12 protein-coding genes are annotated in these 13653 nt (G+C 66.1%); 8 read left to right on the top strand and 4 right to left on the bottom strand.

The genetic code is table 11. The annotated features are described in order from the left end of the window. The first annotated feature begins 185 nt into the window (after positions 1-185). From ACFPPB_RS00460 to ACFPPB_RS00450, 3 genes are all read left to right on the top strand, one after another. Complete coding sequence (locus ACFPPB_RS00460; RefSeq protein ID WP_377323302.1) at positions 186-1784, top strand: peptide MFS transporter; 1599 nt, start codon at positions 186-188, stop codon at positions 1782-1784. Between the two features lie 66 nt (positions 1785-1850). After that, positions 1851-3125, top strand: coding sequence for an ATP-binding protein (locus ACFPPB_RS00455; protein WP_377323819.1), 1275 nt, complete (start codon positions 1851-1853; stop codon positions 3123-3125). 72 nt (positions 3126-3197) lie between these two features. Beyond that, a complete protein-coding gene (locus tag ACFPPB_RS00450) occupies positions 3198-3782 on the top strand; it encodes a response regulator transcription factor (RefSeq protein ID WP_377323300.1) in 585 nt (194 codons plus the stop codon). 246 nt (positions 3783-4028) lie between these two features. Here the strand turns inward: ACFPPB_RS00450 and ACFPPB_RS00445 are convergent, their stop codons facing one another. Next, positions 4029-4211 (bottom strand): hypothetical protein, encoded by a 183-nt coding sequence (locus ACFPPB_RS00445; protein ID WP_377323298.1) that lies wholly within the window; start codon positions 4209-4211, stop codon positions 4029-4031. A 115-nt stretch (positions 4212-4326) separates the two neighbouring features. On the opposite strand from ACFPPB_RS00445, the gene ACFPPB_RS00440 reads away from it, so the two are divergent. Continuing rightward, positions 4327-5685, top strand: a complete 1359-nt coding sequence (locus ACFPPB_RS00440) for a 3-oxoacid CoA-transferase (RefSeq protein ID WP_377323296.1) — start codon at positions 4327-4329, stop codon at positions 5683-5685. Between the two features lie 93 nt (positions 5686-5778). Here the strand turns inward: ACFPPB_RS00440 and ACFPPB_RS00435 are convergent, their stop codons facing one another. From ACFPPB_RS00435 to ACFPPB_RS00425, 3 genes are all read right to left on the bottom strand, one after another. Then, positions 5779-6795, bottom strand: a complete 1017-nt coding sequence (locus ACFPPB_RS00435) for a sensor histidine kinase (protein ID WP_377323294.1) — start codon at positions 6793-6795, stop codon at positions 5779-5781. A gap of 28 nt (positions 6796-6823) precedes the next feature. Then, the gene (locus tag ACFPPB_RS00430) at positions 6824-7555 is read right to left on the bottom strand and encodes a response regulator transcription factor (RefSeq protein WP_072761749.1); all 732 of its coding nucleotides are present in this window, start codon (positions 7553-7555) and stop codon (positions 6824-6826) included. A 109-nt stretch (positions 7556-7664) separates the two neighbouring features. Continuing rightward, positions 7665-8276 carry an arylesterase gene (locus tag ACFPPB_RS00425; RefSeq protein WP_377323292.1) on the bottom strand — a complete coding sequence of 204 codons (612 nt, stop codon included), beginning with the start codon at positions 8274-8276 and terminating at the stop codon, positions 7665-7667. Between ACFPPB_RS00425 and ACFPPB_RS00420 the strand changes: the two genes are divergently transcribed. The 4 genes from ACFPPB_RS00420 to ACFPPB_RS00405 all read left to right on the top strand — a co-directional run bounded on the left by ACFPPB_RS00420 (position 8275) and on the right by ACFPPB_RS00405 (position 13373). After that, positions 8275-8976: an ABC transporter ATP-binding protein gene (locus ACFPPB_RS00420; protein WP_377323290.1), complete on the top strand. Its 702-nt coding sequence runs from the start codon at positions 8275-8277 to the stop codon at positions 8974-8976. The two genes, ACFPPB_RS00425 and ACFPPB_RS00420, sit on opposite strands and share 2 nt — an antisense overlap. Beyond that, positions 8973-11456 (top strand): ABC transporter permease, encoded by a 2484-nt coding sequence (locus ACFPPB_RS00415; RefSeq protein ID WP_377323288.1) that lies wholly within the window; start codon positions 8973-8975, stop codon positions 11454-11456. Before ACFPPB_RS00420 ends, ACFPPB_RS00415 begins: the two co-directional genes overlap by 4 nt. Before the next feature lie 44 nt (positions 11457-11500). Beyond that, positions 11501-12130 (top strand): glutathione S-transferase family protein, encoded by a 630-nt coding sequence (locus ACFPPB_RS00410; RefSeq protein ID WP_377323286.1) that lies wholly within the window; start codon positions 11501-11503, stop codon positions 12128-12130. 103 nt (positions 12131-12233) lie between these two features. Continuing rightward, entirely contained in the window at positions 12234-13373 is a 1140-nt protein-coding gene (locus ACFPPB_RS00405) for an SLC13 family permease (protein WP_377323284.1), read from the top strand. Positions 13374-13653 lie beyond the last annotated feature (280 nt).

Raw genomic sequence — 13653 nt, 5'->3', positions numbered from 1 at the left:
GCAGGCGGTCATGATGCCACAGGCACTGTCCGCGAGCGGCAGGCGCAGGTCTTTGCCATGTCGCAGTGCAGCTACACCACGATGGCGAATAGGTTACGCTTGATCGGCTGTGATTCGTTCAGGATCGCATGTCATAGACGACGCCCTGGCGCCGTCACGATTTTGAATCACGTACGGAAAAGAGTATGGCCATCCAAAATCCGCCCGTCTCGCAGACGCGCTCCTTCACTGCCGTCTTCATGATCGAGATGTGGGAGCGCTTCGGCTTCTACGGCATGCAGGTACTGATGGTCACGTTCCTGATGAAGAAGCTTGGCTTCGTCGACACCCGGGCCAACCTGGTCTGGGGCGCGGCGGCGGCACTGATCTACGCGACCCCGGCCATCGGCGGCTGGGTCGGCGACAAGCTGCTGGGCACGCGGCGCACCATGCTGATCGGCGCGACGGTACTGGCGATCGGTTACGGCATCCTGTGGATCCCGCCGGAGACGCTGGGCCTGACCGACGGCGGCAGCGGCCTGATGGCGCTGCTGAATCCGGCCAACCTCACCTATTTCGCGCTGGGCGTGATCGTGGTCGGCAACGGCTTCTTCAAGCCCAACGCGGGCAACCTGGTGCGTAAGATCTACGAGGGCGACGACACCAAGATCGACAGCGCATTCACCATCTACTACATGGCGGTGAACATCGGCTCGATGATCTCGATGACGGCCACACCGTGGATTCGCGACGTCGTGGGCAAACGCTACGGCGATTCGGTGGGCTGGCATACCGCGTTCGGCGTCTGTGCGATCGGCCTGCTGCTGGGACTGGTCAATTACCTGTTCATGCGCCGCGCGCTGCGGCACATCGGTTCGCCGGCGGACGACCTGCCGATGAACATGCGCCGCGCGCTGCCGGTCTTCGGCGCGGCCTTCCTGCTGATTTTCGTCGTGGCATTCATTCTGCATAGCGAGGCCGTGGCGAAAGTCTGCGTCTACGCCGCCGGCCTGATCATTCTGGGCGTGTTCGCCCACCTGATCCGCAGCAGCCGGCCGAGCGAGCGCGCCGGCCTGATCGCGGCGCTGGTGCTGACGGTGCAGACGATCTTCTTCTTCATCTTCTACTCGCAGATGGCGACGTCGCTGAACCTGTTCGCGCAGCACAACGTTGACCTGTCGTTCAACGTCTTCGGGGCGCACCTGTTCAACTGGATCCCCGAGCAGTACCAGAACCTCAACGCGATCTGGATCGTGGTCCTGAGCCCGGTGCTGGTATTCGCCTACAACACGCTGGGCCGGCTCGGCAAGGATCCTTCGATCGCGCTGAAGTTCGCCCTGGGTTTTGCCGCGGTGGCCGTAGGTTTCTTCATGTATGGCGTGGGCGCAAGCGCGGCGGTGGCCGGCCAGGTGTCGTCGTGGACGATGGTCTGGGGCTACGGCTGGTATTCGCTGGGCGAGTTGCTGGTCAGCGGACTCGGCCTGGCCATGATCGCGCGCTACGTGCCTTCGCGCATGGGCGGCTTCATGATGGGTGCGTACTACGTGGCCGTGGGCCTGTCGCAATACCTCGGCAGCATCGTGGCCAACTATGCGCACATCCCCGACAACATCACCGATCCGGTGCAGTCGCTGACGATCTACGTGAGCCTGTTCAACAAGCTCGGTTTCGTGGGCATCGCCTGCGTGCTGATCGCGCTCGCGATGCTGCCGCTGATGAACAAGCTGTCGGCCAGCCATTCCGATGCAGCCAGCCACCCTACCCCGCTGCCGGCCGTGCGCAGCGAGGAATTCAACACGCCCTGACCTTGAACCCGTCGTGCCCGGCACGGCGGGTTTCGCGAACTTCAGCAAGTCCGGATGATCGACGACATGCCGCAGCGGCCCGTCCAACGCATCGGCCCGTTCGCACTGGCGCGCACACTGTCCTGGCTGCGGCTGTGTGCGATCGCCGGGCAAAGCGTGGCCGTGCTGGTCTGCGCGTGGTGGATGCAACTGGAAATTCCGTTGCTCCCGCTGCTGCTCGGCATCGGCCTGCTCGCGGTGTTTTCGGTGTTCGCCGCCTGGCGCCTGACCCAGCCATGGCCGGTGCGCGAATGGGAAACCATCGGCCACATCGCCGCCGATACGCTGGTGCTCGGCTATCTGCTGTATTTCACCGGCGGCGCCAGCAACCCGTTCATCACCTTGCTGCTGGTGCCGATCGCACTGAGTGCCGCCGCGCTGTCGGTGCGCGCCATTCTGGCAGTGGCCGCGCTGGCCGGCGTCGCCTATGTGATCCTGCTGTACCGGCATGTGCCGCTGCCGATGCCGATGCACGGCTCGCTGCACAGCGGCTTCTCGCTGCACGTGGCCGGCATGGGCGTGAATTTCGTGATCACCGCGCTGTTGCTGGGTTTCTTCATCAACCGGCTGGCGCATGCGTTGCGCATGCAGCAACTGGAAGTGCAGCGCGTGCGCGAGCGCGCGCTGCGCGACGAGGGCATCCTGGCGATCGCCACCCAGGCCGCGGGCGCCGCGCACGAGCTCAACACGCCGCTGTCGACGATGCGCACCCTGCTGCCGGAGCTGCGCCGCGAGCATGTCGGCGACACGTCGCTTGCCGAAGACCTGGAACTGCTGGAGGGCCAGGTGGACCGCTGTCGCACGATCCTGCGCGAGATGGTCGCGTTCGGCAAGGCGCAGCTGTCGCAGGAACCGGAGCGGCTCAGCGTGGCCGGGTTCATTCATGGCTGCCTGGAGCGCTTCCAGTTGCTGCGGCCCGAGGCCGAGCTGACCTTGGAGCTGGAAGACGCCACCGCGCAAACCATGCTGCGCACGCCGCCTGGCCTGCGCCATGCGCTGCTCAACCTGCTCAACAACGCCGTCGATGCCTCGGCCAGCCGCCATTCGCGCATGGTGGCGTTGCAGGTATCGCGCGACGGAGACTGGCTGCAGCTGAGCGTGCGCGACAACGGCCCCGGCTTCGGCGTCAGCGGCGAACCGACCGCGCTCGGTCACTCGCAAAAACAGAGCGGGCTCGGCATCGGCCTGGCCCTGGCCGAAGCCACCGCCGAACGCCTCAACGGCGAAATGATCGCGCGCAACACCGACTACGGCGCGGAAGTGTGTCTGCGCCTGCCTTTGGCCGTGATCGCCGAAAAATGAATCGCCGACGGACGTGCATGCAGCTGCGCTTCCGGCAAGAATGAGCCTTGCTCCCTTTCAGGAAACCTCGATATGACCGAGTTGCCCCACGCCGCCACGGCACGTCCATTGCTGCTGGTCGACGACGATGCCACCTTCCTGCGGGTGCTGGCGCGTGCGCTGGGTTCGCGGGGCTTCGAAGTCATCACGGCCACCAGCTTCGACGAAGCCCGCGCGCTGACCCGCCGGCATCAGCCGCGCTATTGCGTGCTCGACCTGAAGCTGGGCGAGGACAACGGCCTGCGCCTGATTCCCGAATTGCATACGCTGGTGCCGGATCTTCGCGTGCTGCTGCTGACCGGTTATGCGTCGATCGCCACCGCTGTGGAAGCGATCAAGCGCGGCGCCCATGATTACCTGGCCAAACCCGTCGACGCCGATGCCGTGGTGCGCGCCTTGCTCGATGGCGACAACGACAACGAAGACAGCGACCTTCCGGACGCCCCGGAACAGCCGCTGGCGCTGCGCCGGCTGGAATGGGAACACATCCAGCGCGTACTGACCGAATGCGACGGCAACATCTCCGAAACCGCGCGCCGGCTCGGCATGCACCGCCGCACCTTGCAGCGCAAATTGAGCAAGCACCCGGTACGCGAGCGGCCCGATCGCGACGAATGACCGACGCTATGTGCCTGTAGGAGCGCACCTTGTGCGCGATGCTCTTGCATCGATTGGAACAAAGAGCATCGCGCACAGGGTGCGCTCCTACTTGCACCCGGAGTCTGGCATCAGCGGTGCGTTGACTCCGCGCCTTTCTGTAGGAGTGGCTTCAGCCGCTATGCTCTTGCAGCGATGCCACTCGCATCAGTCAATACGGCCCGAAAAGCATCGCGGCTGAAGCCGCTCCTACAACAAGATTCGTCATCAAGGTTGTGCGGTAGGCCGTCGGCGACGGTCCAGCCTGCCGTCGGTGTTGAACGGAATCGAGGTCTGGTCGTCCGCACCCAGCGCGATGGCGCCGCCGTTGCCACCCATCGTGGGAATCTCCTGGTTGATCACCTTGGCTGGCGCAAGCTTTGGCGGCACACGCATCCGGGTGACCTTCATGCAGATCTCGTGCGCGGCTACGCGGCGCTTATAGCCTGCGACCTCGGTACAAGGCCGGCCGAGTCCAATCCATCGTATCCTTGGCAGCTGACTCTCCCTGCAGGAAGGCACAGCGATGAACAAGGTTTACCCGAGCGCGGCGAAAGCTCTTGATGGACTGCTGGTCGATGGCATGACGATCGCCGCAGGCGGCTTCGGCCTGTGCGGCATTCCCGAGAACCTGATCGGGGCGCTGCTGGAGGCCGGCACCAAGGGCCTGACCATCGTCGGCAACAACGCCGGCGTGGACGATTTCGGCATGGGCCCGTTGCTGAAGACGCATCAGGTGAAACGCGTATTCGCGTCCTATGTGGGTGAGAACAAGGAATTCGAGCGACAGGTGCTGGCCGGCGAACTGGAGCTGCACCTGACCCCGCAGGGCACGCTGGCCGAGAAGTTGCGTGCCGGCGGCGCCGGCATCCCCGGCTTCTACACGCGCACCGCGTTCGGTACCAAGCTGGCCGAGGGCAAGGAAACCAAGCGCTTCGGCGACAAGGAATATGTGCTGGAAGAAGCGATCCATGCCGACCTGTCGATCGTGAAGGCCTGGAAGGGCGACGCGCATGGCAACCTGGTGTTCCACGAGACTGCGCGCAACTTCAATCCGATGATCGCCACCTGCGGCAAGATCTGCGTGGCCGAGGTGGAGGAGCTGGTACCTGTCGGCTCGATCGATCCCGATGGCGTGCATGTGCCGGGCATCTACGTCGACCGCATAGTGCAGGGCGCGAAATACGAGAAGCGGATCGAGTTCCGCACCATCGCCGGCGTGGTCGGCGGCAAGGAGAGTCCGATCCGTGTGGCGATGGCCAAACGTGCCGCGCAGGAACTGCAGGACGGTTTCTACGTGAACCTCGGCATCGGCATTCCGACAATGGTGGCGAACTACATTCCCGACGGCGTCAATGTCACTTTGCAATCGGAGAACGGCCTGCTCGGCATCGGCCCGTTCCCGACCGAGGCGCAGATCGACCCCGACCTGATCAACGCCGGCAAGCAGACCATCACCACCTTGCCCGGCTCGAGTTTCTTTTCCAGCGCCGAGTCGTTCGCGATGATACGCGGCGGCCACATCGACCTGTCGATCCTGGGCGGCCTGGAAGTCTCCGCGCATGGCGATCTGGCGAACTGGATGGTGCCGGGCAAGATGGTCAAGGGACCCGGCGGCGCGATGGATCTGGTCAGCGGCGTCAAGCGCGTGGTGGTGCTGATGGAGCACAACGCGAAGGACGGCACGCCGAAGATCCGGACCGAATGCGAACTGCCGCTGACCGGCAAGCAGGTGGTCGACCTGATCATCACCGACTTGTGCGTGTTCAAGGTCAACAAGGGCGAGGGACTGGTGCTGATCGAACTCAACGACGGCGTCAGCGTCGCCGACGTGAAGGCCAAAACCGGCTGTGCGTTCACTGTGGATCCGGCCCTGGCCGGCTGAGATGCGTAGGAGCGCACCCTGTGCGCGATGCTCTATCGATATACGTTGAGCACGTTGAGAAGAGCATCGCGCACAAGGTGCGCTCCTACCATCCTATGGAGTCCCGGCTGGCGCGTTCGCCGGCAACGGAAGCGGAAAGCGGATGCGGGCGACGTTTTCCTCCCCCATGCGCGTCTGCAACTCCAGCGGCCAGCCGAAACGGTCGCTGATCCGCTGGGCGATCGCCAGTTCGAAGCCGTGCCGGTCGACGCCGTGCACGCGCACCGGGCGGGAGCTGTCGCCGGGGACGAGCGCATCCGCGTGATTGCTCACGCTCACCACCCCGTACATCACGCTGATCACCACGCTGCCCTGCTCGGTCTGTTGGCAGGCATTGCGGATCAGCTGCCAGCACAGCACCGAAAAAGCCTGTGCCGAGCCCTCCAGCGCGAACCGCGCCGACTCTTCCAGCACCAGCACGATCGGCCTGCCGGTCAGCAGCTCGCGGGCAGATTCCAGCTCCCGCAGCAGCACGTCATTGACGATGAAGCGTTCGTGATCCGTCGCAGTGTCGGTTTCGCGGGCGAGAATCAGCAGCGCCTCGACCAGCACCTCCATCTCGCGCGCGGCGCGCTTGATCCGGCGCACGGAACGGGCGCCGAAATCGCTCAAGCCCTCTTCTTCGGCCAGCATGTCGACCGACATCTTGATCACGGTGAGCGGGCTGCGCAGTTCGTGGCTGGCGTCGCGAGTGAAATTGCGCTCGCGCTGGTTGTAGTTGGCGATGCGCGTGGCGAACCCGTGCAGTCCGCGCGCCAGCGATGCCACGTCCGCATCGGTGTGGGTGGACATCTGCTCCAGATGGAGCGCGTCCGGATCGAGCTGCAGGCCATCCCAGCGGTTGACCAGCCGGGCCAGCGCACGCACAGGCCGCCACTCGCGCCGGGTGGCGAACCATGCGATCGCCGTGGTGATCACGATCGCCGCGATCACCACGGCGCTAGGCACGATGTTATAGATGCCCAGGATGCAAACGATCGCCACGATCAGGAACTGCAGGCCGAACACCCACGCTATACGCCGCCGGAACGCACCCACACGGAATGTGACTGCTGTGACCCTGCTATCCATTACATGTTTTCGCCCTGTCAATGCAATGTCAGGCCGTCTGGGTCGTCGACGCCACTTCCGATTCCAGGTCCGCGAGGCGATAACCAGCCGAATGGATGGTGTGTAGCAGGGGATGTGCGAAGGGTTTGTCTATGACACGGCGCAGGTTGTACAGATGCGAGCGCAAAGTATCCGAATCGGGCAGCGTATCGCCCCAGATTTCGCGCTCGATATCGCGCCGGCTGACCACCCGCGGCGATTCGCGCATCAGGATCGCCAGCAGCTTCAGCCCGATCGGCGATACGGTCAGTTCCTGGCCGTCGCGCGTCAGGCGCAGCGTGGCGGTATCCAGGGTCATGTCGCCCACGGTGAGCACCTCGGTGGACACCTGACGGCGATCTCGGCGGATCAATGCGCGCAGGCGTGCCTCGAGCTCGCGCACCTCGAACGGCTTCACAAGATAGTCGTCGGCACCCGCTTCCAGGCCCACCAGCTTGTCTTCCAGCGTGTCGCGTGCGGTCAGCATCAGCACCGGGGTGGATTTCTTCGCTTCGCGGCGCAGCTTGCGGCAGACTTCCAGACCGTCCAGCCCCGGCAGCATCAAGTCCAGCACGATCACGTCGTAGCTGTTGGACACCGCCAGATGCAGGCCGCTGACACCATCGGCCGCATAGTCGACCGAATAGCCACGCCGTTCGAGGAACTCGCCCACCATCTCGGCGATCTGGCGATTGTCTTCGACCAGAAGAATCAGTCCCGCTTGTTCGTCATGTACGGTCATATCGTCGTCCTCACAGGGGTCTTCACATATGTGAAGAGATAACCTTCTTGAGCGTGAGGCTAGCGTGAAAATCCGGAACGGACGATTCAGAACCCCTTGAATTTTAGGGTCATCGCAACAGCGGCTGCAGCTGTTTCCACACGATATCCAGCACCCGCGGCTCGGCGCTGGCCATCGGATGCAGCCCATCCTCCTGCATCAATGCGGGATCGAGTGCGATGCCCTCCAGCAGGAACGGCACCAGCGCGGTGCGCCGGGTCCGGGCCAGGTCCGCATAGATCGCGCGCAGGCCGTCGCGGTACTGCGGGCCGTAGTTCACCGGCAGCTCGATGCCGACCAGCAGCACCCGCACCTTCGCCTGCTGCGCCCGCTCGATCATGGCGGCGAGATTGTCGCGCAGGGCCGGCAGCGGCAGGCCGCGCAAACCGTCGTTGGCGCCCAGTTCCAGCACCAGAATCGCCGGGTGGTACTTCGCCAGCAGCGCCGGCAGGCGGTTGCGTCCGCTCAGCGAGGTTTCGCCGCTGATGCTGGCATTGATCGCGCTCCACTTCGGCACCATCTTGCCAAGACGCACATCCAGCAGATGCACCCAGCCGGACTCCACCGATATGTTGTGCGCGGCGGACAGCGAGTCACCCAGCACCAGCACGGTTTTCGGCGCCGCCGCCTGAGCGCTGCCGATGCCGCACAGAAAGACCAACAACCATAGGCATCGACGCATGAGTGATTCTTCCCGTCCTCTTCTTGAGGCCTGCGATGTTAGCAAGTCGGTCAGCGGTCCCGAGGGGAGACTGGAAATCCTCAGCCAGGTCAGCCTGCGGATTCCGGCGGGCAAGAGCTTCGCCATCGTCGGCGCCTCCGGCTCCGGCAAGACCACCTTGCTCGGCTTGCTGGCAGGCCTGGATACGCCGGATACCGGCCGCATCGCGCTGCACGGTCATGCGCTGGAACAGCTGGACGAAGAGGCGCGCGCCGACCTGCGCCGCCGGCTGGTCGGTTTCGTGTTCCAGTCGTTCCATCTGCTGCCCGCACTCACCGCCGAGGAAAACGTGATGCTGCCGCTGGAACTCGAAGGCAGCAGCGCGGCGCGGCAACGCGCGCGCGAAGCACTCGACGCCGTCGAGCTGACCTCGCGACGCCGGCATTATCCGGCCCAGCTTTCCGGCGGCGAGCAACAGCGCGTGGCGATCGCCCGCGCGTTCGTGCACGGTCCCCGCGTGCTGTTTGCCGACGAGCCCACCGGCAACCTCGATCAGCGCACCGGCCACCATGTCTGCGACCTGCTGTTTGCGCTGAACCGCGATCACCGCACCACGCTGGTACTGGTAACCCACGACGCCACGCTGGCGGCGCGCTGCGATAGCCGGATCGAGCTGGAAGAGGGCCGCGTCGTCACGCCTCGCGCGAGCGAACACGCATGAAGATGCTGCTGCTCGCCCTGCGCACCCTGCGCCGCGAATGGCACCTGCCGGAGTTGCGTACGCTGGCCGCATCGCTGGTGCTGGCGGTGGTCGCGCTGGGCGTGGTCGCCACGCTGTCGACCCGGATCGAGCGCGGCATGCTGGCCAGCGCCGCCGAGCTGATCGGTGGCGACATCGGCGTGTCGTCGCCGCAGGCCGTTCCGGAAACCTTCATCGCCGAGGCCGGGCAGCGCGGCCTGCGGATCGCGCAAACAGCCAGCTTCCCCAGCGTGGCATTCGCCCATCAGCAGACCCAACTGCTCGACGTGCAGGCGACCGACCCGCACTATCCATTGCGCGGCACACTGGAGCTGGGCGACGCGCATGGGTACTCCTACGACGGCCACGCGCCGGCCGCAGGCGAGGTCTATCTCGATCACCGCGCACTGGTGGCGCTGAATCTGAAAGTGGGCCAGACACTGCAACTGGGCGGGCGCGATCTGGTCATCGCCGCCGAACTGCTGCGCCAGCCCGACGGCGGCGAGTTGTTCGCGCTGGCGCCGCGCGCGCTGATGAATCTGGTCGACGCCGAAAAGGCCGGCCTGCTCGGTACCGGCAGCCGCGCCCGCCACCGCCTGCTGCTGGCGGGCGAACCCGCGGCCGTGCAGGGCTGGCGCGATTGGGCACAGTCGACGACGTTGCCGCAAGGCGCCGAGCTGATCACGCCGGAGCAGACCCAGGAACGCATGCGCACGTCATTCGACCGCGCCGGCGCGTTCCTGCGCCTGACCGCGTTGCTGTCGGCGCTGCTGGCCGGCATCGCCATCGCGCTGTCCGCGCAGCGCTATGCGCGACGCAAGGTGGCGGAAGTGGCGCTGCTGCGCGCGCTGGGCACGTCGCGCCGGCGTGTGCTGGGCCTGTTGCTGGGCACGCTCGGCGCGCTCGCGCTGCCGGCGGCGACGCTGGGCCTGCTGCTGGCGCTGGCGCTGGCACAGCTGGCGTGGCTGTTCGCCAGCCAGCTGTTCGGCAGCCTGCCGACCGTGCTGCCGCTGGCGCCCTCGTTCGCCGCGGCGGCGATGGGCATCGCCGTGCTGATCGGCTTTGCATTGCCGCCGCTGGCACGGCTGGCCGAGGTGTCGCCGGTGGCGGTCTTCCGCCAGAGCGTGACGCGGCGTGCGCGGCGCTTCGACTTGCTGTACCTGATTCCTGTCCTGGTCGCGCTGGGCCTGATCTGGAGCCAGAGCAGCTCGCTCCAGCTGGCCGGCATCCTGGCCGCCAGCCTGCTCGGCGTGGCGGCGGTCGCGGCGTTGCTGGCCGCCTTGCTGCTGTGGCTGGCCCGGCGCATCGCCCCCGGCGCCCATCCGGCGCTGCGGCTCGGCCTCGCCGCGCTGGCGCGGCGGCGCACGCTGAGCCTGATCCAGGCCACCGCGCTCAGTCTCGGCCTGTGCGCACTGCTGTTGCTGGCGATCGTCGCGCCGGCCCTGCTGCAAGGCTGGCGACAGGAACTGCCGGCGGATACGCCCAACTGGTTTGCACTGAATCTGCAGGACGATCAGCGCGCCGGCTTCGAGCGCAGCCTGGCCAGCATCGGCGGCGACCAGCTCAACATGCTGCCGCTGGCGGTGGGCAAGCTCACCGCGATCAACGGCCAGCCGATCGACCGGCTGCATTTCGGCGACGAACGCGCGAAGGACTGGGCGGACCGGCAGCTGCGACTGTCCTGGGCCGATGCCTTGCCGCCGTCGAATCAGGTGATCGCCGGCCAGTGGCCAGGCGCGCATCCGGCCCAGGCCGAAGTTTCGATCGATACCATGTGGCGCGACATGTTTGCGCTGAAAGTGGGCGATACGCTGAGTTTCAACGTCGGCGAAGGCAGCATCGACGCGAAGGTGAGCAGCGTGCGCAAGGTCGACTGGAGTTCGTTCCGGGTCAATTTCTTCCTGCTGCTCGATCCGGCTCACGCCGGCGGTCTGCCGCACACCTGGCTGGCCAGCTTCCACCTGGCTCGCGGCCATGCCACCCAGCTGGCGCAGTTGTCGCGTGATTACTCCAATCTCAGTCTGGTCGACGTCGATTCGCTGCTCGACCGCGTGCGCGAGATCGTCGACCGGGTCGGCAACGCCGTGCGCTGGATCCTCGGCTTCAGCCTGCTCGCCGGCGCGCTGGTGCTGGCCGCCGCGCTCGCCGCCAGCGCGGCCGAACGCCGACACGAGGCCGCGCTGCTGCGCACACTCGGCGCACGCCGCAACCAATTGCGCGTCGCCGCCGCCTGCGAATTCGCCCTGCTCGGCCTGGTCGCAGGCCTCACCGCCGCATTCGGTGCCGCCGGTGCCGGACTGTGGCTGGGCCACGCCGTCTTCCACATCAACGGCTTCGTGCCGCCCTTGTGGCCGCTCGCGCTCGCTGCGCTCGCTGCCGCCTTCGTGGTGATGCTGCTGGGGCTGGCCGGGACGCGGAAGGTGACGCGAACCTCGCCGATGCGTCTGTTGCGCGAAGGGTGAGACGCCGCCAAGATCGCGCGTGCCGAACACGCTGAGGACATCGCATGTACACGCTTTACTACTCCCCCGGTACCGCCAGCATGGTGGTGCATCTGGCACTGCTGGAGATCGGCGCGCCGCATGAATTGCGGCTGGTCGATTTCGACGCCAGGGCGCAGCGCGACCCCGCCTATCTGAAACTCAATCCGCGTGGCGTGGTGCCGACCCTGGTGATCGACGGACGGCCGCTGTCGGAATCGGCGGCACTGTTGATGATGCTGGCCGAGCGCCATCCGGAGGCGAAGCTGGCGCCCGCGCCGGGCACGCCCGAGCGCGAGGCGTGGCAGCAATGGATCGTCTATCTCAGCAATACGCTGATGGCGACGTACCGCTTCTGGTTCTATCCGCACGAGCTGGGCGCGGCCGAGCACACACCGGAAGTGCGGGCCGCCCTGCAGCACAAGATCGAAGGCGTGTGGGTTCTGCTGAATGCGCAACTCGCGGCGCATGGGCCGTACCTGCTCGGGCAGGAATTCTCCGGCGCCGACTTGCTGCTGACCATGCTGATGCGCTGGTCGCGCAACATGCCGCGTCCGGCGACCGAATGGCCCGCGCTGAGGCAGCTGGCCGACCTGGTGCGCGCACGCCCGAGCTGGCAGAAGCTTTACGAAGTCGAAGGGTTGAGCGAGTGGTGAGCGTGAGCGGCTCGTGTGGGAGCGGCTTCGGCCGCGATGAGGTTGCAGAGGTGCCAGCGGCTGTCGCGGCTGAAGCCGCTCCCACAACACCAGCACATCGCCCGTGGTGAACGGGCCCTCGCGCACGCGCACCGACTGGCGCGCCAAGCTGTGCACCGAATGGCTGTTGCTGCTGTTCACCGTATTGACGCTCACGCTGGCCTTGCTCGATCCGCAGCCGCTGGCGAACTACCGGCAATGGCTGCAATTGCCGACGCTGGCCGGCCTGATGGGCCTGCTGATCGCGATCCAGGGCATCCGCGACAGCGGGCTGGTGCAGCACGCGGCGGCGGCCGTGGTGGCGCGGACGCATTCGCTGCGCGGTCTCGGGTTGGTGCTGGTGGCGGCGACGGCATTGCTGTCGATGGTGCTCACCAACGACGTGAGCCTGTTCCTGATCGTGCCGTTGACGCTGGCGATCGGCCGCATCTCGAACCTGCCGGTGCTGCGCATGGTGGTGCTGGAGGCGCTGGCGGTGAATGCAGGCTCCACCTCGAGCCCGATCGGCAATCCGCAGAACCTGCTGCTGTGGCAGCACTCGCAGTTGCCGTTCCTGCATTTCGTACTGGCGATGCTGCCGGCGGCAGCGGTGATGTTCGCGCTGTTGGCGGCATTCACTTTACTGTGGCTGCCGCGCGACCGGGTCGCGTTGAGCCCGGACAGGATCGATGGCCAGCCGACCTCGATCCGGCTCGGCGCGTGGTCGGTGGCCGCGCTTGGCGGCATGGTGGTGCTGATGGAATACCACCAGGCACCGCTGGGCGCGGTATCGCTGCTGGCGCTGTTCGCGCTGCTGGCGCGTCCGAGCCTGGCACGGATCGACTGGCTGCTGCTGCTGACGTTCGCGGCGATCTTCCTGGGACTGGGCCATGGCGCCGAACTGCCGCTGGTGCGGCATGCGCTGGATCGGCTCGACTTCAACCAGCCGTTGACCTTGTACGCCAGCGGCATCGTCGCCTCGCAACTGATCAGCAATGTGCCGGCGACGGTGCTGCTGCTCGATCGCACGCCGGATGCCATCGCTCTGGCGGTCGCGGTGAACGTGGGCGGTTTCGGCCTGGCGATCGGCTCGCTGGCCAACCTGATCGCGCTACGTCTGGCCAAACAGCCGCATGGCCTGCGGCTGCTGCACCTGGTATCGATCCCGTTCCTGCTGGTGTGCGCACCCCTGGTGTATCTGGCCTGCCACTGGCTCCACCTGTAGCTGTAGGAGCCCGCGCGCGGGCGATGCCGTTGCTCTGATGGCTGGTTAGGAAGAATTAGAGCAAAAGCATCGCCCGCACGCGGGCTCCTACCCCCCCTCTTCGGTAAGAGGGACCTTGGGCCGCGGTGAGGATTGGTGGTTTCGGCCTGGCGATTGGCTCGTGGGCCGTGCCGCCGCACGGCCTGCGGCGGCTGCACCTGGCATCGATCCCGGTCTGCTGGTGTGCGCACCCCTGATGTATCTGGCCTGCCACGGGTTCCACCTGTAGCTGTAGGAGCCC

It is taken from the genome of Rhodanobacter terrae, from assembly GCF_042657005.1.
GTDB classification, from domain to species: Bacteria; Pseudomonadota; Gammaproteobacteria; order Xanthomonadales; family Rhodanobacteraceae; genus Rhodanobacter; species Rhodanobacter terrae.
Note: the sequence above shows the minus strand (reverse complement) of the source record. Positions and strands in the feature narration are given on the sequence as shown.